Raw genomic sequence first — 19,485 nt, forward strand, 5'->3', positions numbered from 1 at the left:
AATGTTGCGACAGCCCTTGGCACTTAAGACAGTTCATAAGAAGCATTTTTAGTCTTTTCTTATACAGTTTTTGCCCACACGCCAGCCCTACTTGTGACATGCAAACAAGAGGTTTTTATTGAGTCAACATACACAGGTTTGGAATGAAAAAACTTTACTATATTCGGGGTTCTCATTCAATATACAAAACCGTGAATTACCTATATAAATCAATTCGTTGTCAACAATCACACAAGTACGGGCGGTGTACAAAAAATCTGGTGTAATGCGCTTTCAAACCATTGGCTCAAAGCTCGATCATAGATTAAACGACCTTTCAAATGTGCACAAGCAGGTTGAGCACCTTTTTCAGTCAATTTATGTGCCGAACGCACGACCAAACGCCGCATCATAGCGCGTGTAAATTCAGCATGGAACTGCAAGCCCCATGCATTGTTTCCATAACGAAAAGCTTGTGTAGGATATGTATTCCCTGTTGCCAAAAGCATTGCCTCTTTCGGTAAATCATAAATACCTTCATCATGGAAATGGTAGACCATCTCTGGCCAATTCATCAATTCCTTCCCTTGTGGGGTTGCTTCTAGTGGATACCAGCCGACTTCAACAGTCCCATCACTTCTTGTACCAACGCGCCCCCCTAGATTTCGCGCTAACATTTGTGCTCCAAGACAAATACCCAAAAAAGGCTTATTTTCCTTTAGTGATAACGAAATCCAATCAATTTCCTCACCAATATAGGCTTCGCTGTCATTCACACTCATCGGTCCCCCTAAAATAACAACGCCGGCATAATGCTCTAATGTATCAGGGAGTTTTTGTCCAAAAATAGGACGATAAATATCAAGAACAAAACCATTTTGTTGTAAAAATTTTCCCAACCGACCAGTATAGGTAGAGCGCCGATGAATAACGACAGCAATCCTTGGTTTGTTATTTTTTTGTTTTTTATCAAGACATCTCTGATTTAAAAACATTTTTTAACCAATCACCTCTGCTACCAAGCAAAACTTTATTTTTAAAGCATAAGAGAATAATTTTATTGGACAAGACTAACGATATTTTTTCTTCTAGGTCAATTGTTTCTTCTGAGAAAACATTCGTATTATCACATTGGTGCAATTTAAAATAAACGAAATTTTTTCCTCGATAAAGATGTTTCTTCTTCTGTTTTAACCCCTGGATCATCAACATTTAAGTGAGTTTGACTGAACATTTTTACATCTTTTTCTTTTATATCTTGTTTCTCCACCTGCACATTATGCAAAAGAGAATCATCTATAGGTGTTAATTTTTCAAGCTTCTTATCTCCAACATCATCACTTTTTCCCATAACATACTCTTTGTCTTGCCTTTTCGACACAATATTGTCCGCCTCTAATGTGAGAGAAGGCATACAAGGAGGTGCCTTCCATTCAAAACAGCCCAAACGTCCACTGATTGGAGAAACCACTGACCAAGAAGAAAAAATGGCCCCATCACACATCCACACTGGATCACGTTCAGCACGAAGTGCTAAAGAAAGCCATTGACGCACAGCACCTTGATTGTTTCCCTGTGCCTCTTCAATATCTGCCAACAATAAATAAACACTTTCCCGTGGATGACATTGTAATGCTTTTTGTGCCTTCTCTCTTGCTAATGCTGTTTCACCAGCATCCAAAGCTGCTTTAGCAATAAGGAAAGCCGACTCAAATGCATCTTTATTATAAGAAGCAAGTGTCTTAGCCCTTTTCAATCGCCCAATGGCTCCTTCTTCTCTTTCAAGATAAAGCGCTCCCAAGTCAGGATGAGGCTCCTTTTGCCAAGCCGCTATAATCATTTTATCCGCTTTACGCGTTTCGTTTAATTTATAAAGAATATCAGCAGCAATAACTATTATTGGAACAAAATCAGGCGCCAATTTATGGGCTTTCAAAATAGCTTCACGTGCTTGTACAGGATGTGTATCAAACAAAGAAAGTGCCTGCCCACTTAGTAGTAAAACCTGTATATGCTGCCGCTCTGGAGTCGCGCGAATAGAACGCGGGAGAGCTTTTTGCGTTCTTTCAAAAATAGTAAGTGCCTTATCCCATTTACCCTCAGTACTTAACCGATCAAGCACCGCCTGATGCGCCCATAAAAGTGCTGGCGATAAAGTCAGTGCCTCTTCGGCATATTGTTGCGCCGCCTCATAAGCTTTACTCTTCATCGCTTCACGAAACAAACCATAAAGTCCAACCAGTTTTGTCGGATCTTCCTTTCTCATCTCTTCATAAAGACCGATGGCGCGGACAGAGTCATTTTGTAAAGACAAGGTTTGCGCTTGTAAGAGTTTTACCAATGGCTCTTGTTTTCCTGCAAGATATTTAGCAACCCGTTCTTCCATTTTTTGCGCAACCATACTATCACCAGCAAAAGTTGCAAGAATCCCCTTTGAAAGAGCTTCGTAACCACGCTTTTGATGGCGTTTATAAAAATAATTGGAAAGAGCACTCGGTATGGAAAAAAAGAAAGATAATAACCACCATAAAAGCACCAGCGTTATAAAAAACAAAATAAGCACACTTAACACTGTAAGAAATGAAGCAGAAAATCTGAAATGCAAAAATGTGAGAACAAAAATACCATTGTGATTAGCAACCCACGTGAAAGCTAAACCGAGGATACAAACAACAAAAATATAAATAAAAACACGTATCATCTTGGGCCTATTTACATCTTTGTTGCTTTAAAAGATCCTTGTTGCACAGACAATAACAATTGCTGCAACAACTGTTGAATAGCAATATGTCTTTCAAGCTGCTTAACAAAATCCATTGAAACATCTTTTGCACTTTGAGGCAATGATTGCCATTCGCTCAAAGCCTTTTCGTAATCACCAGCTTGAATGGCAACTTCCATGCGTGCCGCAATAGCCCCCAGCGTTGTCCCTTCAACATTTCCAATCGGTCGCGAAACAATGAGCCCTTTTATCCACGCTAAAATTCGGTCAAAAAAACCAGCATCTGACGCAACAAGATTTTGCGTACCAACAATTGTATCAGCAACATGAGCAAAATCAACTGAAAGTTGTGCTGAACTTGGAAGGCCCACAGTAGCTGTTTTTTGCAACACATCAAGTCCATTAATCGAAGGCGATAATTGTTGTAACAGCTTTAATTCATTATTATAAGATCCACCACGCTCTACAGCATTTTTTAATGAACTAATTGCAGTAAAAAGCGCGGTATCTATTTCTCTTTTCTCACTATTTTTAACAGCAGTTTCTTCTTGTAGTGCTTCTAACTGTTGTTTTAACGCAGCAAGATCATTTGCATTGCTCAGCCCAACAGACAAAGCCGTCTCTATCTCTTTCGACTCTCTAACAAAAGTTTGTACAGTTTCTTCAAGAGCTTTTACTTTTTCCTCTAAAATCGCAAAAGCTTTTTTGCTTTCTTCTTTCGATAGTTCATCATTTTTCGTTGTTTTAAACTGTTGTGATGAAAAAGAAGAAAACTCTGTTTTTAACGTATCAATTTCTTGAAAGACCCGCCTCAATTGTTCCTTTGTGTCTTTACCTTGACTTTTTGCGGCTTCAGCAATCTGCAAAGCTTTTTCTCCTCCAGCAGAATTTTCCACAAAAGGAGAAGGAAAAAAACCAGCCCATTGAAGCCCCATAAAAATTCCCAAAGCAATGAATCCTCCCAAAATCCCAGAAAGGGACAAGAAAAGCCAAGTTGTACTAGAGGTACTTTTATCCTGACCTTGCATATTCTGTTTTTCTCGCGCATGAGCTTCTACAGAATTGTGGATTTTTTCCTCTGAATCATGGGGAACAGCTTCATGTTCAATAACTGGTTTCTTACGACGCGTACCAGCATAATGTGGTTTAACTTTTGGTTTTGAAGAATCGACCATCTCTGTCACTTTTCGTGCACACTTTTTTTAATGATAAAATAATAAAATGAAAAAAGTTTTAAAAACGCAGCTTTTCTCAATAATATTTACAAGTATCGCCTTTAATAGACAAGTTTTTAAAAAACATTTGCATTTTATACTCGAAAATACAGCTTTATTTTTTAATCAACGATATCATAAAATTCAAAGAAATAGAAATATCAATTCTAAGAGAAATACTTTGCATCTTTTTCTGTTCATGGTACGCACGCAGGAAAGAAGCTTCCATATAAGGTTTTGTTTAAAATGCGTCTGCTGGGAATAGAAACAAGTTGTGATGAAACGGCAGCAGCTGTCATTGAATATAACAATGAATCAAACAGCCGAATTCTTTCCAATGTTGTTTGGAGTCAAATTGATCACCATGCACCTTACGGCGGTGTTGTTCCTGAAATTGCTGCTCGTGCCCATGTTGAAGTTCTTGATCATTTAATTCTACAAGCACTAACAGAAGCAAACACAAAATTAAAAGATATTGATGGCATTGCAGCCACCAGTGGTCCTGGTTTGATAGGAGGATTGTTGGTAGGCGTTATGAGCGCAAAAGCACTCTCTCTTGCCACTGGCAAACCATTTATTGCGGTAAATCACTTAGAGGGACATGCTTTAACAGCTGTGTTAACGCACAACGTCAGCTTTCCTTATTTATTACTTTTAGTTTCAGGGGGTCATACACAAACAATCATTGTTCATGGAGTAGGCAACTACCAACGTTTAGGAACCACCATTGATGATGCATTAGGAGAAGCCTTTGATAAAACTGCAAAACTTTTAGGTCTTCCCTATCCTGGTGGACCAGCACTTGAAAAAGCAGCTTTATTTGGTGATAAAAATCGCATTCCCCTTCCACGACCTTTAAAAGGTGAAAAACGGTTAGACTTTTCTTTTTCCGGACTAAAAACTGCTGTTCGACAAGCCGCAACAGCCATAGCTCCTCTTACAGAAAATGATATTGCTGACATTGCCGCAAGTTTTCAAGCCGCTGTGACCGATACAGTACATGATCGTATTCACCTAGCCCTACAACACTTTGCCCACCAATACCCTCTCTCTCATGATCAAGAAAAGCGTTCTCCTGCTTTGGTTGTCGCAGGCGGTGTTGCCGCAAACCAAGCCATTCGCTCTACGTTGCAAAAACTTGCCCATCAACATGGTTTTGAATTTATAGCCCCTCCTCTTTCCTTGTGTACCGATAATGCTGCAATGATTGCTTTTGCCGGTGCACAAAAACTCGCACGAGGAGAAACAAGCTCTCTTGACATTGCACCCCGCTCACGCTGGCCATTAGATGAAAAAGCCGCGCCCTTGATCGGGATGGGACGCCGTGGAACAAAAGCATAATAAAATTGACGTCCCACACACACCTTAAAGAACGAAGATTTCTACTCAATCCGGTCTATAGATAGCCCGAATTCTCTATCGAGCAGCTTCCACCTGCTTCCCACTCACACAATTCACTTAACCCAAAGCTCGACACGTAAACCTAAATATTCACCACATATTCTGAAAACCTTCATGTTTCAAAAAACTGCCTTATATCATTACATTTCAAATGACAGTATTTTACAGCATAATAAGATCTACTCTCTCCCACGAAGCATAAATATGAATGCCATTCGTTGACCTCTTCATCTTTGACCATTCATTCGTTTCATTGCCATTGTAATCTTAAAGCTTTTTAGAACCAATTTTCTTCATTTTTTCCAACAAACTCTTATAATGACCGCATTTCAAACCATAGCTAAAAGGATAAGCAAAGAGCAAAATACCTTTATACAACATGAAATATCAATAGAGCGCGTCTCTCTACTACACGTTATTTTGAAACAAGAAAAAACAGATAATAGCCGTTCTTTACCCCATTTTAAAAATCATCGTTGATGGTATTACAAAGATACTTATAAAAATGCATAACAGTCTATGAAAAAGGAGAACTCATGGCTTATTGGCTTTTTAAATCTGAACCCCATAAATGGTCATGGGAGATGCAAAAGAAAAAAGGAGTTAATGGCGAACAATGGGATGGTGTACGCAATTATCAAGCCCGTAATAATATGCGCGCTATGAAATATGGCGATAAAGGTTTTTTTTATCATTCAAATAAAGGTTTAGAAATTGTAGGAATTGTAGAAATATGTACTGAAGCGCACCCTGATTCTACAAGCTCTGATCCACGCTGGGAATGTGTGGATATCCGTGCACTTTGTGACATGCCAACACCTGTTTTATTAAAACAAATTAAAGCCAATCCCAAACTAGCAAATATGGCGCTGGTCAAAGCCAGCCGCTTATCAGTGCAACCCGTAACAGAAGATGAATGGAAAGAAGTCTGTTTGATGGGCAACCTTAAGGAGGAAATGCTTTTATCTTAAAACAATAATTTTTATTCATTAACTCATATAAAAAGATGCTTCATAGCGCAGAAGAATAAGCTCAACACCCCCTTCTGTTGAGGTATTCTCATGCTAAATGCATAAATATGATATTTTTCTTTGTCATTTTTTATCCTGCACTCTTTCTCAATACAGTCTCCTTCCAAATTACACAAAAAACCTCTTTATGATGCATCTTTTCGGCATTGCTAAAGGCAAAGCTTGCTCAACGATTATAATAAGCAACACCACGAACATAACACTCAATCCCCTTCGCACACAAATGCAACAAAAAAACAAAACTGAACGTGAATAAAAACAATAAAAACGATCGTGAAGTTCTCCTAAACAGTGCATATGTTCTAGGTGTTGCACAATTCTCTTCACGCCTAAAAAACGCATCATATTGCGTGTTCATTGTTTTGCATGTTGGACGAGTGCGCCTCATACCGCAGGATTCTCTCATTCCCAACCTGTTTATATTGAATCAATCAAAGGCTATTTGCTTGCACATTCTAAACGGAGAAAGTCCCATATGGAAAAAACCGTGAAAGAAAGGACTAAAAATTCCTCCTATGAATCGTCTCAAGTGCCAAGAACTGTCCGCAACACCCACGAGCTGGCAAAGTGAATGATAGTGCCACACCTTGTTTCTCCATAAAGCGTAAAGATGATGACACTCAATAGCTAAAACACGTTCTAGAACATAAAAAAACGCTTCCAACCAACACGTAAAATACCCTGCAGACGGAATACCGTCTTTTCAGCAAGCAACCATTAGAAATTATAAAAGTTTATTTTTTAGAAGCGCTCTTTTTTAATTTTCCTCTTTTAATTTTTCTTGCATGAAATCTTATTTTTCATGAAACTATATCAATCAGTGCATCAACATGCCTATAAGGAAAAACATGAACCACTATACTCTTTTAATCGTTGAAGACGATGATCTACGCCCTATTTTAGTAGAACAATTGCAAATGCATCAAGAGTTTAAAATTTTCCAAGCAAAAACAGCAGAAGCGGGAATGAGAATAATCCAAGAAAAAAATATTGATCTCACTATTTTGGGATTTCAACTTCCTGATCTTGATGGCTACAAAGCCGTTAAACAATTACGCACCCAAGGATTTCGTGCCCCCATTATCATGATAATAAATTATGATACAGACTGTGATAATATTTTAGATCTTGAAACAGGCGCCAATGATTATGTAACAAAACCCTTTCGCTTTGCGGTGTTATTAGCGAGAATTCGAGCACAGTTGCGCCAATATGAACAAAATGAAGACGCAACCTTTCATATTGGTCCCTATACTTTTAAACTAAGACAAAAACTTCTTCTTGATCAATGCAACAATAAAATCTGTCTCACAGAAAAAGAAGCAGCGATCCTTAAATGTCTCTATCATGCCAATGATAAAATTGTCAGCCGTGAAACATTGTTAGAACAAGTTTGGGGATATAATGAAAATATTATCACCCATACTTTAGAAACCCATATCTATCGTTTGCGACAAAAAATCGAAAACGATCCCTCCAATGCGCAAATTCTCATAACAGATCAAAATGGTTACCGTTTAAATCTTTAATTCGAGATTTTCTGTTTCAAAAATAATTTTAATATTCTAAATGAAAACAGAAACGAGATGAAAAAACCTTCGCATATAATTCGAATGCTATTACATAGAACTTACTCTTATGACAAAATATATAACATTATGAATAAAAAACGAAATATTCCAACATGAGAACCAAAAACAAAAATGCTTTCAACCCTCACGATATACTTTGTAACTTCTGTTTCACATGCTTTTGTTCTTTCTAAAGTTTTTAATATGTTTCGCATATAAATAATCGTGATATCTTTTAGCAACATTCTTGATCATAACTATCATCTTTAGATGAGTGCTATTTATGATTATTTTTTTCAGAAAAACCGCTCCACGCACTGCTTTATCTCACATTCACTAACCTAACTTGAGAGATGTTTTTTATCTTTATAGTTTTCCTCCATTCTTTATGACTTTATCTCCTCTTAAGAGGTTATATAATTCATGATATAACGCTAAATGTTTATCCTAACGATAAAGCCACTGGGCACCACCATCTTTACGCTTATAAAAGAACAAGCCAGCACCATCACACTTATGTTAGATCTTGATGTTGCAGAGGAGCCCTTGATACTTGAGATGGTTTATAAGAAGCATTGTAATCCTTCCTTGTACAGTTTTTACCACCATAAACCATATTATGTAAGATCTCTTGGACTCTGCTATTTTTACGTTTACGAAGATACCAGCATTTTTTTCTTTTAAAATGTTTCCACTATTCATGAAATATGGTTCGGTATATAGATACTTGAGATTTTTATTCACATACCAATTCCACATATTAATGTACAAAAGAATATTTTTTAATTGTAAATGCAAAAAATTGAAATAAGAGAATGCCTCTATATTTGCGATTCTTATGACAATGACAAAATGATTAATTATCTTTATAAATTAAAATATTTCTTGTCTGTGGTGATAAAGCAGGAATAAAAATACGTCGCGACTGACGACGCTGTACGAGCAAACCCTGATAAACACGTTTTTGTGCCTGACACATTAAGAGTCCACCAAAATAAGGCAAAAGATAGCGAGCAAATGGCTCGTAAAAAAATGAGAGCAACCGCGAAAAATACCCCGTAGAGGGCATATAGTGTACAATTTCTTGTATTGGTCCAGAAACAAAATTTGTTTTTTCGAACAAACGAGTAATTTGTTGCCGACTATAGGGTTCGCCATAACCAAAGGGCGTAGTAATATTGCGCGCCCAAAAGCCAGAGCGATTAGGTACAATAACGATCAAGTGGCCATTGGGTGCTAAAACACGCCATATTTCATTCAACGTTTCAAATGAATTTTCTGTATATTCTAATGCATGTACCAATAAAATACAGTCAACTGACGCATCAGGAAGTGGCAAATCTTCTTCAAAAACAAGCGCTGTAGCAACTTGCTCAGAACAAGGCCAAGGCGAAACACCCTGAGAAGCTGGCATAAAAGCAAAACATTGTTGGGCACGTTCACGCAATGTAGAAAGATAAGGAAGTGCATAACCCAATCCCATAATCCGTTTATCCGTAAGATCAGGCCACCATAAATTCAATTGGTCACACAGCGTTTTTTGCACACGCAGTCCAAGTGCAGAAGCATAAAAATCTTTCAGCGTAACGATATCCAACTCAACATACCATGTAGAAACAAATTTCAAACATTACAGATTTTCATATACCAAACCTATATGGACTTCTGCTTTTTTTCCGCAATAGCGAACATTTCAATATTGCATATTTTAAACTTAAATGATTAAAAAATCAGTACAATAGGATGATTATTGCCTTACAAGCACTTTAATCATTTTTTTGGAGATAAACCCCATAGAGGTTCTTCATATACTGTTTTTGACATCAATTAAGAAAAAAGCCAACACTGGTTAATTAAAATGAAGCAATCTTTCAAGATAGTTTTTTTCTTCTTCTGAAAGATGCTCTTTACCAAGACGTTTGCGAATTTCATCCAAAATCTGCCGCGTACGCATTTGATCACTTTCTTGTGGTAGTGCCTCGCCTTCTTGTTCTTCATCTGTTGTTGAAGAAAGTGGACGTCCTAACGGATCTTTAGGACCAAAATCAGCATTTTGATCATCTCCCGTTTCTTTAAGTGTTTCGCGCATTTTTTTCAAAACATTTTGTGCACCTTGCCTCAAAGATTCCAAAGCATCAGACTGATTTTGTATAGATACCTGATGATTTCCATTATCAAGAGCATTTTCCGCAGAATTCATTTTTTCTTCTGCCCTTTTCAACGCCCCCCCTGTTTCAAATCCTTGTTCTGATAATTCTTTTTCTAATGTTGATAATTCAGATTGCAATTCAGCTTGACGTTTTTTTAAAGATTTTTTTTGTGTTTCCGGTACATTTTCTCCGCGTTTTTGTTCCATCTCTAACTGATGTGTTTCATTGAGAATTTCTTGCTGACGACGCATTAAATCTCCAAGCTGGTCCATCTTTTCTTTCATTTGTGCAGATTGGCTTTTTTCTCCCTCATTTTGATTGCCTTTTTGCACATGCAAATGATCAAGCGTCTGTTCAACTTCCGCCAAGAGTTGTTCAGCTGCTAAAGAAGAGCCCGTTTTAGCCATTTCCTCAATTAAATTTAGCTTTTCTTGTAATGTAGATTCAGAAAGATTAGGACTTTTTGAGCTTTTAGAAACTTGACTATCCGGTGCTTTTTCAGCCAAAGCACGAATATACTCATCCATAGCTTGACGTAAATCTGCCATAAGCCGTTCAATTTCTGCCGCTGAAGCACCGTAACGCAATGCATCACGTAAAGCAGCTTGTGCTTGTTTTAACTTTTTTTGCACGGATTCAAGTTGATTGCCTTCAATACCCAAAGCAATTTGCCATAAATAATCCACCACATCGCGCAAATCCTCGTCTGTTTGTGCTAAAGAAAGTCTTGTCCACGCACTTTGTAGAACAATAAAATGCGATGCATTTTGCAACCCCTTTTCTGGACGTACAAGCAAAGCAGAAAGCATATCAAGTACCCGCTCTCGCGCTAAAGGATTAAGAGCTAATAAACGACGCAGTTCAACCACTGCGCGTGCAACAGGATTCGAAAAAACACGCTGTGGTAATATCATAACAAAAGTTTTGCTACGCCCTTTCTGCCCCGCACCATCTTCTGCCACCAAAGTAATTTTGACTTGCGAACCCGCCCATGGATGCGCTGATATATCCTGTACCATTCGCATTTTCCCCTTTCCACCACGCGGAAGAAGAAGTTCTATTTCCGGAGCATTATAAAGAGAAGAAGCACTTTTATTCTGAGGAAGAAAAGGCTCTATTTCAACAAAAGCCTTTGTCACACCATAATCATCATCCACCACATATCGTAACTCCAATGATCCCGTTAAAATCCTCCCTGGTTTTTCCAACCAATGAATTGTTGGAAGCGTGTCCTTAATTATCTGCAAATGCCATTGCTGTTTTTTACGACGTGATGATACAAATAAATTTATTGGATGCTTTAAATGTGTTTCAAAATGAACAATTGGATCATTCAAAGCTGTTTGTTCCGTTTTCTCTGAAAACGAAACTTCCCTCCCATCTTCTACAGACTTTGCTTTTACTGTAATGCCAGCCCCATTGACAACACGCACAACAACATTACTCCCTTCAGGGATTTCTAGTTGTGTTTTCTCATCTTTTGTCAAATAAATCGGTGCCACACCGGTATAAGCAGGTGGTGTTACCCAAGCATCAATCCGCATGAGTTTTTCATCAACGATAGGACGAAAATCAAAGGCATCAGCCAAACGCCCCCCTTGTGAACCAAAAGAAAAACTAAAAGCGCACACAAAAAGAAGAGCACACAAAGCCCTCAAAGCTAAAGGATCATAATCCGCACTATTAAGAGAGATAAATCCAGTTTTTAAATGGTATAATTGCTTTGCCATTCGGCGTTGATGTTCATGCCAAATAACAGCACTAAAATCTTCATCATTTTCAGAACATAAACGATCTGTCTGAATATTCAAAGGCTGGTGTCTAAGATCATTAACGCGTTCAAGGCGGCAATTTACTTCCCGCATTGTGGGAAACCGAAAACGAATAAGAAAAAATAAACTCGCCCCAGCACAAATAAGTATAACCCCAAGTAAGAGCAAATGTGACCAATAGCCCAAAATACCAAAAAGTCCCAACCAGCTAAACGAACAAAAGAGACTAAGAACGAGGAAAAATGGCAACAACCGTACCCACATCCGTTCAAATGAAAGGATCCCCCACATCAAAATGCGCACACACAAAAGCTTCATTGCAAAACCTTTGATGTTTTTATTTTTCATAAACAAGCATTTATCCCCTTTTATCGTGGTGCATTAAGATCATAAACCCCATACAAAACAATTTCTAGAAAATAAATTGTTTCATCAAAGTTTAGTAAAAATAAGACCCAAAATATTTAATAATGCTCAATCTAATTTGGGCTCAATCCAATCTGGAATATGATCACAGCCTATCAATTGTGCATAATCAAGGCGTGGACGAATGACTGCATAACGCGTATCCTGAACCAGAACTTCCGGCACCAAAAGTCGACTATTATAAGTGCTTGCCATCACTGCGCCATAAGCCCCTGCTCCTGTTAACATCAAAACATCACCCGCTTTTAACACTGGTAAAGAACGTTCCAAACCTAAATAATCACCAGTTTCACAAATAGGACCGACAATATCAGCATTAATCAGAGGGGCATCTATTGGTGTTTTTTTCACTGGCATTACATTTTGCCACGCATCATAAAGCGTTGGACGCATGAAATCATTCATCGCCGCATCAACAATAACAAAATTTCGTCCTTCCCCCTTTTTAAAATACACAACCGATGTCACCAACACACCGGCTTCACCAACAATACTACGCCCAGGTTCTAGGATAATATTGATCCCTAAAGGCGCAATATGTTTCTTTACCAGTGCTGCATACTCAAAAGGAGAAGGTACTGGATGCTTCTCATAACCATAAGGAATACCAAGCCCGCCCCCAATATCGATATGGGTTATCGCATAACCATTATTCCATAATTGACGCACAAAATCTGCAACAATAACAAATGCATCTTCAAACGGTTTTAAATCACAAATTTGACTGCCAATATGGAGATCAACACCACACACATGAAGACCAGGCAATTGAGCTGCTTTTTTATATACATCACCCGCCAAAGACAGTGGAATACCAAATTTATTCTCAGACTTACCTGTTGTAATTTTCTTGTGAGTCTTAGCATCCACATCAGGATTAATGCGTAAAGAAATACGAGCCGTTTTTGAAAGCGCAGCAGCCCGCGCCGATAATTGTTCAAGTTCTGGCTCTGATTCAACGTTAAAACAATAAATATCTTGTGCAAGAGCAAAATCTATTTCTCTCACTGTTTTACCAACACCAGAATAAACAATATTCTGCGCAGGAATACCAACAGCAAGTGCACGCCGTAATTCCCCTTCTGAGACCACATCAGCTCCCGCTCCATTGTTAGCTAAAAGTTGTAAAACTGCTTGATTGGAATTCGCTTTAACCGCATAAGCAATTAAACTCGGCATATCATGAAATGCATTCTGATAATCTTTAAAATGTGCAACGATTGCGCTAGCTGAATAACAATAAAAAGGTGTTTCAACTTCTCGCGCAAGTTCCAAAAGAGAAAGACCTTCAGCGTGAAGCACACCCTGATGATAAGAAAAAAAACGCATAAAAATTCCTATTGTATTAACCGATCAAGAATAAAAGGTTTATCTGTTTTACCTTGAGAAACAAAAGTTCCTTGTGAAGAATTCACTCCTGTTGAAGGAGGTAACTCTAATGACCCTTTACGCCCACACCCAACGATACCCAAGCCCCCAAAAAGGACAATTATCAACCCCTTTAATATAATTTTCATCTGTCCTCTTTCCTCATCTCGATCTCTTTGTTACCTTTAAAATACAATCACTCAAGCGCTCACGAGACGCTTTTTCCAATACGCAATTTGCCGAAGAACCTCTGAAGGCGCTGTTCCCCCAAAGCTTTTACGACTTTCAACAGATTTTTCAACGGTCAAAACATCAAAAAGTGTCGCATTGATATCAGGACAAATTGCTTGAAGTTCATCTAATGATAAATCATGAAGGCGACACTGTTTTTTTTCTGCCAATGCCACAGCACACCCTGTGATGTGATGTGCTTCGCGAAAAGGAATCCCTAAATTGCGTACAAGCCAATCCGCAAAATCTGTAGCTGTTGCATACCCTAAATCCGCTGCTTGTTTCATGGCTTTTTTATTCACTTTCAAATCAGCAATCATCCCTGTCATTGCTGCTAGTGATAATTCCAAACTCAAAGCCCCATCAAACACATATTCCTTATCTTCTTGCATATCCTTTGAATAAGCAAGCGGTAATCCTTTCATCACCGTTAACAATCCCATAAGTGCACCATTCAATCGACCTGCTTTCGCTCGTACTAACTCTGCCGCATCAGGATTTCTCTTTTGTGGCATAATGGAAGACCCTGTTGAAAAAGCATCTGATAAATGAATAAAACAAAACTGTTCACTTGACCAAAGAATTATTTCTTCTGCTAAACGTGAAAGATGTGTTGCACAAAGAGCGCCAGCGCTTAAAAATTCCAATGCAAAGTCACGATCTGAAACACTATCAATTGAATTGCGTGTAGGTTCGCGAAAGCCTAGCGCTTTTGCTGTCATAAAACGGTCAATTGGAAAGCCTGTCCCCGCTAAAGCAGCCGCCCCTAAAGGCGATTCATTCATTCGCTCAAGAGCATCACGCATCCGCGATAAATCTCGACCAAACATTTCAACATAAGCCATCATATAATGACTCAATGTTACGGGTTGAGCCAATTGTAAATGCGTAAAGCCTGGCATAAAGGTATCAACATGTTGTTCTGCGCGAATAAGTAATTGCTCTATCAATCCTTTTAAAGCTTGTGCTATCTTTTGCGTTGCTTCACGTACCCACAAGCGAAAATCAACAGCAACTTGATCATTGCGTGAACGCGCCGTATGCAAACGCCCAGCTACAGGACCTATCAATTCGCTCAGCCGCGCTTCAATATTCATATGAATATCTTCAAGCTTTCGTGAAAAAACAAATTTACCGTCTTCAATTTCTTGGCGAATAAGTTTCAAACCATGAACAATTTTTTCATAATCTGATTGTGAAATGATTTTCGTTTGCGCTAACATAGCTGCATGAGAAAGAGAACCTTCAATATCTTGTCGATAAAGTTTTTGATCAAAATCAATAGAAGCATTAATTTCTTCCATAATTGCAGCAGGGCCTGCCGCAAACCGACCACCCCACATTTGGTTCTTTAACTTCTCATCTGTCATATTCTGAAAACACCCATCCAAAGGACAAAATTATGATTTTTCAAATTTTCATCAGCAAAAAAAACAATAAAAAAAGGCAACTTTCCCTTGCATTCTTTATCATTGCATTGAGTTTATACGCAACCATAAACTACGATACCAAAAGAGAGTTTTTTCTTTTCAATTTCATTTCAGCAGCACAAGCACAAGAAATAAATACTGATAAAGCACGAGCAGAAAAAATGATGGCGATACGAAAAGCAGCAAAAGGCTTTTTTAGCCACATACGATTTGCTGATACGCCCTCAGATATGAATAAACTCTCTTTCAAGGATATTCTAGGAAAAGAGCACACACTCAGCGAATTTATCGGAAAACCAATGCTGGTCAATCTATGGGCTATTTGGTGTGCACCTTGCCGCACAGAAATGCCTGAACTTGCGCAATTAAAACGTGAATTAGGTGGAGAAAACTTTGATGTCATAGCTATAAATATCGATAAAACTGCTTCTCCTGAAAAAATTCAGCAATTTTTACAGAATATTCATTCAGATAATTTGCTTTACTATCGCGATAAAACAATGGATATTTTCAACAATGTTAGAAAACAGGGGCTCGCTTTAGGACTCCCCATTACATTGCTCATTGATAAAGAGGGATATCTCATTGCTTCCTTCAATGGTGCAGCTCCATGGGCCAATGACGATGCCAAAGCACTTATAAAAGCAGTCATTAAAGAAGCCCTATAACTTTAATAACCGCGTCTTTTTAAACGTTGTATAACAAGATCCAGTGCTGACAAAAAAGCAGAACGGTCTTTACGAGAAAAAGGACGGGGACCACCTATTATACTGCCCTGTCCACGCAAATCTTCCATCAAATTGCGCATCGCCAAAGCCTGACCAATTGAATTTACATCAAAAATACGCCCCGTTGGCGAAAGACAAAAACCCCCAGCTTGCACAACCCGCGCTGCTAAAGGAATATCACTGGTAATAACGATACTTGCCTCATGCACATGTTCTACGATCCAATCATCAGCACCATTGAATTCACCAGCAACGACCACTCTTTCAATGAGTGCTTCATCTGGAAGGGACAAAGAACGATTTGCCACAACAAATGTCTTAAGCTGATAACGATTCATCACACGATAAACTTCATCTTTTACAGGACAAGCATCTGCATCAATCAACAAAGTGATAGCAGGCTTTATTGGGATAATCATACCTTGGCTTTCAAGCAATAATAAGCTCTTTCATTTATCTGAATGTTGCAAATCCTTGCGATAAAACATTATCGCCGCGTTTATTTCTCCTCCCAAAATAAAAATTGCACTCAATATGTACAGAAAAATAATAGCAACCATAATAGATGCCAACCCTGCATAGGTAGAAATATAATCAAACATCGTTAAATATTGCGCAAAAGCGATAGAAGCCATAAACCATATAAACATTGTCACCACTATTCCTGGTAAAATATCTATAATTTTCCGCCGCCCTGCTGGAAGCCATTTATGAACAATCAAAAGACTGATAAACAAAATAACGATTGCAACTGTATAACGCCATACACGAATAACAGCAATATATTCAGTCATAAAAAAAGAATGATTTTGCATAATTTTGATCAACAAAGGCGCCAGAATCAATAAAAAACTAATCACAACAAGACCAACAGCTCCAAGGATTACAAAAAACAGACTTTGAAAACGACAAAATAACAAACTCCGTCGATCAGTAACACGGTAAGCTTTATTTAAAGCCGTACGCAAAGCCTCTATCCCATTAGAAGCAAAATAAGCCGCTCCAATGACAGAAAGCGTCAACACACCTCCTCGATGAATGGTTAAAACATTAACAATTTCCTGAGATAAAGGCTCTGCAATAACATCAGGCAATAACTGCACCAGTGCTTTAATTTTTTGCGGTGTATAAGTAAAAGCACCTAGAAAACGAGCAAAAGATGTTCCAAAAATAAAAAAAGGGAAAAATGCTAAAAGCCCCGATAGCGCAACATGGCTTGCAAAAGCACTCCCATTATCACGCCAATAATGACTTACTGCGTCACACAAAATACGATAGCTATACCAAAAGATATTTTTTAACAAAACTCAATACTTTCTGGTAAAACTCTTCCTCAGTCTATTTCAAGTTTTATAAAAATCATCAAAACTCTGCAAATAAACATTTTGCAATGTTGCAATATAACGGTCAATAATCAATACGGTCAAGCCCGACTTTATACCAAAACAAAAACAATAACCCACTCTATGAAGTTCTACAACGACCTCATTTTTTTGTTACTTCTACAGATCAGTAACCTCTTCTGTACATCATATGCCCTATAGAGAACTAAGCAAGATGATCGTGCACACATAAAACCTTTTGAAGTCATGGTTATCTATATCGGAGCAATCGCCACTCTTTTTTATTGCAATCTATGACTGAGTAGAGAAAAAACTTCTTATCGGTTTTTAGAAAAAACCAACGAAATTCAACAAAAACCTCTTGTTTTTACTCACCCTTTTTTAGAAACATTCTGACGCCCAAAATCAGGAGCATCAATTTCCTGTCCAGCATCAATAATATTGCGGCGTACAGCACGCGTACGTGTAAAAAAGTTAAACAGTGTCTCACCATCTCCTAAATGAATTGCCCGTTCTAAAAAAGCAAGCCCCTCACTAAAACGGCTCAACATTTCTAAAATAGCATCCTTATTATGCAAACAAATATCTCGCCACATAACGGGATCAGAAGATGCTAAACGCGTAAAATCACGAAAACCGGAAGCGGAATAAGCAATCACTTCCGAATTTGTTACTTTTTCTAAATCACTCGCTGTCCCAACAGTATTATACGCAATCAAATGGGGTAAATGTGAAACAATAGCCAAAACAAGATCATGATGCTTAGGTTCCATCTTTTCGACACGCGCACCACAAGCTTCCCAAAACGCTGTTAATTGTGCGACAGCAGCAGCATCGCTATCCGCAAAAGGCGTTAAAATACACCAACGATTCATAAATAAATCAGCAAAACCAGCATCCGGTCCTGAATATTCCGTTCCAGCAATTGGATGCCCTGGAATAAAATGAACCGTTTTTGGCAATAAAGGTGCCATTTCCGCAATAACCAACGCTTTCGTAGAACCAACATCACTCACAATCGCTCCAAGTTTTAAATGATCACGAATGGTTTTTGCCACTTCTGCACTAGCCCCAACAGGAACAGAAAGAATAACCAAATCTGCTCCTTCAACAGCTTTTGCATTATCTGTCGTATAAAAGTCCCCAAGCTCCAATTCTCGCGCTCTTTTCAGGGTTTCTGGACGACGTGTTGCAATAGAAATCTGAGCCGCAAGATTTTTCTTTTTAATCACTCTTGCTAAAGAAGACCCAATCAGACCGATCCCAATGAGTGCTATTTTTTCAAACTGAGTATGGAGCATCTTTCACCTTCAAAGATTCTTTGCAAATGGCAATAAAGACTAATTGTAAAATCACAATTTTCTTGTTTGTTTGTTCAAGAGTTATGCGTAAAACATTAAAAAATGACAACTAGGGAATAAAGAATAACGCAGTTTACCAATTATCACCTGCGCAAGCTGACAACAGATCACTTTACCTAGAAAACACATAAAAAATAAATGACGAGAAATCTAACATCACGCTCTAAAACTCCCTCTTAATTACTGATCAAAGCGCATCACCGAAACAAAATAAAATGCACTCTCAATTAGGATAACAACGACTCTACATAAAATCCCATCAGTTTACTTTATCTTACTAATTTACTCACAAAAAAACACATCAAAAGCGTAAGCAGACACTAACTCTTCTCCAATTATCCCGATACGTTCATTAATTTGTACATTAGACCTATATAAAACGTATTGCGCCTCCACCTACAACATCAACATAAGTTTCGCGAATATTGAAAACACCGTAAAACAACGCATACCAAAAGATACCATTAAAAACATTTTCCTCTCCCGATTCCGGATACCGTAAATCAAATAAATATGAGAAAAACACGCCCTCTCAATAAAGAAAAAGTTTGATAACAAAAACACCGAATATCCCTTTAATGGAATCACACCCCTCACGTAAAACAGAACGCCCTCAACAGAATAAATTTGGATTACAAATTCATGGGTTTGTTTTAAAAGACATCTCGCTCCCTAGCCTATCTCACGACAGTGTTCGTAAATGTTATAACTATAAATCTATTAAGCACGACCCTCTTCACACTTAAATAAAACACTAT

Annotated in this window: 15 protein-coding genes; 4 read left to right on the plus strand and 11 right to left on the minus strand. The window is 38.1% G+C overall.

Features of this window, described 5'->3' with window-relative positions:
* Positions 1-227: 227 nt before the first annotated feature.
* The 3 genes from ACFIMI_RS00180 to ACFIMI_RS00190 form a co-directional block, all read right to left on the minus strand.
* Positions 228-974 (minus strand): glutamine amidotransferase, encoded by a 747-nt coding sequence (locus ACFIMI_RS00180; RefSeq protein ID WP_375606037.1) that lies wholly within the window; start codon positions 972-974, stop codon positions 228-230.
* A 146-nt stretch (positions 975-1,120) separates the two neighbouring features.
* Positions 1,121-2,680, minus strand: a complete 1,560-nt coding sequence (locus tag ACFIMI_RS00185) for a heme biosynthesis protein HemY (RefSeq protein WP_375692165.1) — start codon at positions 2,678-2,680, stop codon at positions 1,121-1,123.
* Between the two features lie 11 nt (positions 2,681-2,691).
* Positions 2,692-3,876, minus strand: coding sequence for a COG4223 family protein (locus ACFIMI_RS00190; RefSeq protein WP_375686173.1), 1,185 nt, complete (start codon positions 3,874-3,876; stop codon positions 2,692-2,694).
* 285 nt (positions 3,877-4,161) lie between these two features.
* Between ACFIMI_RS00190 and tsaD the strand changes: the two genes are divergently transcribed.
* The 3 genes from tsaD (at position 4,162) to ACFIMI_RS00205 (ending at position 7,876) form a co-directional block, all read left to right on the plus strand.
* Positions 4,162-5,256: a tRNA (adenosine(37)-N6)-threonylcarbamoyltransferase complex transferase subunit TsaD gene (gene tsaD / locus ACFIMI_RS00195; RefSeq protein ID WP_375692182.1), complete on the plus strand. Its 1,095-nt coding sequence runs from the start codon at positions 4,162-4,164 to the stop codon at positions 5,254-5,256.
* A 596-nt stretch (positions 5,257-5,852) separates the two neighbouring features.
* Entirely contained in the window at positions 5,853-6,287 is a 435-nt protein-coding gene (locus ACFIMI_RS00200; RefSeq protein WP_375692166.1) for an EVE domain-containing protein, read from the plus strand.
* A 908-nt stretch (positions 6,288-7,195) separates the two neighbouring features.
* The gene (locus tag ACFIMI_RS00205) at positions 7,196-7,876 is read left to right on the plus strand and encodes a response regulator transcription factor (RefSeq protein ID WP_375612729.1); all 681 of its coding nucleotides are present in this window, start codon (positions 7,196-7,198) and stop codon (positions 7,874-7,876) included.
* A gap of 898 nt (positions 7,877-8,774) precedes the next feature.
* Here the strand turns inward: ACFIMI_RS00205 and ACFIMI_RS00210 are convergent.
* From ACFIMI_RS00210 to argH, 5 genes are all read right to left on the minus strand, one after another.
* The gene (locus tag ACFIMI_RS00210; protein WP_375612730.1) at positions 8,775-9,545 is read right to left on the minus strand and encodes a class I SAM-dependent methyltransferase; all 771 of its coding nucleotides are present in this window, start codon (positions 9,543-9,545) and stop codon (positions 8,775-8,777) included.
* Between the two features lie 222 nt (positions 9,546-9,767).
* Entirely contained in the window at positions 9,768-12,188 is a 2,421-nt protein-coding gene (locus ACFIMI_RS00215; protein ID WP_375692167.1) for a TIGR02302 family protein, read from the minus strand.
* Between the two features lie 126 nt (positions 12,189-12,314).
* Positions 12,315-13,595, minus strand: a complete 1,281-nt coding sequence (lysA, locus tag ACFIMI_RS00220) for a diaminopimelate decarboxylase (protein ID WP_375628585.1) — start codon at positions 13,593-13,595, stop codon at positions 12,315-12,317.
* Between the two features lie 8 nt (positions 13,596-13,603).
* A complete protein-coding gene (locus ACFIMI_RS00225; protein WP_375622099.1) occupies positions 13,604-13,783 on the minus strand; it encodes an LPS translocon maturation chaperone LptM in 180 nt (59 codons plus the stop codon).
* Positions 13,784-13,834: 51 nt separating this feature from the next.
* Positions 13,835-15,235 carry an argininosuccinate lyase gene (gene argH, locus ACFIMI_RS00230; RefSeq protein WP_375612734.1) on the minus strand — a complete coding sequence of 467 codons (1,401 nt, stop codon included), beginning with the start codon at positions 15,233-15,235 and terminating at the stop codon, positions 13,835-13,837.
* Between the two features lie 32 nt (positions 15,236-15,267).
* On the opposite strand from argH, the gene ACFIMI_RS00235 reads away from it, so the two are divergent.
* Positions 15,268-15,963, plus strand: a complete 696-nt coding sequence (locus tag ACFIMI_RS00235) for a TlpA disulfide reductase family protein (RefSeq protein ID WP_375692168.1) — start codon at positions 15,268-15,270, stop codon at positions 15,961-15,963.
* Between the two features lie 2 nt (positions 15,964-15,965).
* Here the strand turns inward: ACFIMI_RS00235 and ACFIMI_RS00240 are convergent, their stop codons facing one another.
* The 3 genes from ACFIMI_RS00240 to ACFIMI_RS00250 form a co-directional block, all read right to left on the minus strand.
* Positions 15,966-16,442: a YaiI/YqxD family protein gene (locus ACFIMI_RS00240; RefSeq protein WP_375612882.1), complete on the minus strand. Its 477-nt coding sequence runs from the start codon at positions 16,440-16,442 to the stop codon at positions 15,966-15,968.
* A 30-nt stretch (positions 16,443-16,472) separates the two neighbouring features.
* A complete protein-coding gene (locus ACFIMI_RS00245) occupies positions 16,473-17,327 on the minus strand; it encodes a YihY/virulence factor BrkB family protein (protein ID WP_375612736.1) in 855 nt (284 codons plus the stop codon).
* Between the two features lie 410 nt (positions 17,328-17,737).
* The gene (locus ACFIMI_RS00250; protein WP_375612737.1) at positions 17,738-18,667 is read right to left on the minus strand and encodes a prephenate/arogenate dehydrogenase family protein; all 930 of its coding nucleotides are present in this window, start codon (positions 18,665-18,667) and stop codon (positions 17,738-17,740) included.
* Positions 18,668-19,485: the final 818 nt, after the last annotated feature.

It is taken from the genome of Bartonella sp. AP4SXKL (assembly GCF_042195845.1).
GTDB lineage: Bacteria > Pseudomonadota > Alphaproteobacteria > Rhizobiales > Rhizobiaceae > Bartonella.

What these genes read in the sequence shown, in the direction of transcription:
- ACFIMI_RS00180 (WP_375606037.1), bottom strand. Translation starts at nt 974, where the DNA reads ATGTTTTTAAATCAGAGATGTCTTGATAAAAAACAAAAAAATAACAAA.
- ACFIMI_RS00185 (WP_375692165.1), bottom strand. Translation starts at nt 2,680, where the DNA reads ATGATACGTGTTTTTATTTATATTTTTGTTGTTTGTATCCTCGGTTTA.
- ACFIMI_RS00190 (WP_375686173.1), bottom strand. Translation starts at nt 3,876, where the DNA reads ATGGTCGATTCTTCAAAACCAAAAGTTAAACCACATTATGCTGGTACG.
- tsaD (WP_375692182.1), top strand. Translation starts at nt 4,162, where the DNA reads ATGCGTCTGCTGGGAATAGAAACAAGTTGTGATGAAACGGCAGCAGCT.
- ACFIMI_RS00200 (WP_375692166.1), top strand. Translation starts at nt 5,853, where the DNA reads ATGGCTTATTGGCTTTTTAAATCTGAACCCCATAAATGGTCATGGGAG.
- ACFIMI_RS00205 (WP_375612729.1), top strand. Translation starts at nt 7,196, where the DNA reads ATGAACCACTATACTCTTTTAATCGTTGAAGACGATGATCTACGCCCT.
- ACFIMI_RS00215 (WP_375692167.1), bottom strand. Translation starts at nt 12,188, where the DNA reads ATGAAAAATAAAAACATCAAAGGTTTTGCAATGAAGCTTTTGTGTGTG.
- lysA (WP_375628585.1), bottom strand. Translation starts at nt 13,595, where the DNA reads ATGCGTTTTTTTTCTTATCATCAGGGTGTGCTTCACGCTGAAGGTCTT.
- ACFIMI_RS00225 (WP_375622099.1), bottom strand. Translation starts at nt 13,783, where the DNA reads ATGAAAATTATATTAAAGGGGTTGATAATTGTCCTTTTTGGGGGCTTG.
- argH (WP_375612734.1), bottom strand. Translation starts at nt 15,235, where the DNA reads ATGACAGATGAGAAGTTAAAGAACCAAATGTGGGGTGGTCGGTTTGCG.
- ACFIMI_RS00235 (WP_375692168.1), top strand. Translation starts at nt 15,268, where the DNA reads ATGATTTTTCAAATTTTCATCAGCAAAAAAAACAATAAAAAAAGGCAA.
- ACFIMI_RS00240 (WP_375612882.1), bottom strand. Translation starts at nt 16,442, where the DNA reads ATGATTATCCCAATAAAGCCTGCTATCACTTTGTTGATTGATGCAGAT.
- ACFIMI_RS00250 (WP_375612737.1), bottom strand. Translation starts at nt 18,667, where the DNA reads ATGCTCCATACTCAGTTTGAAAAAATAGCACTCATTGGGATCGGTCTG.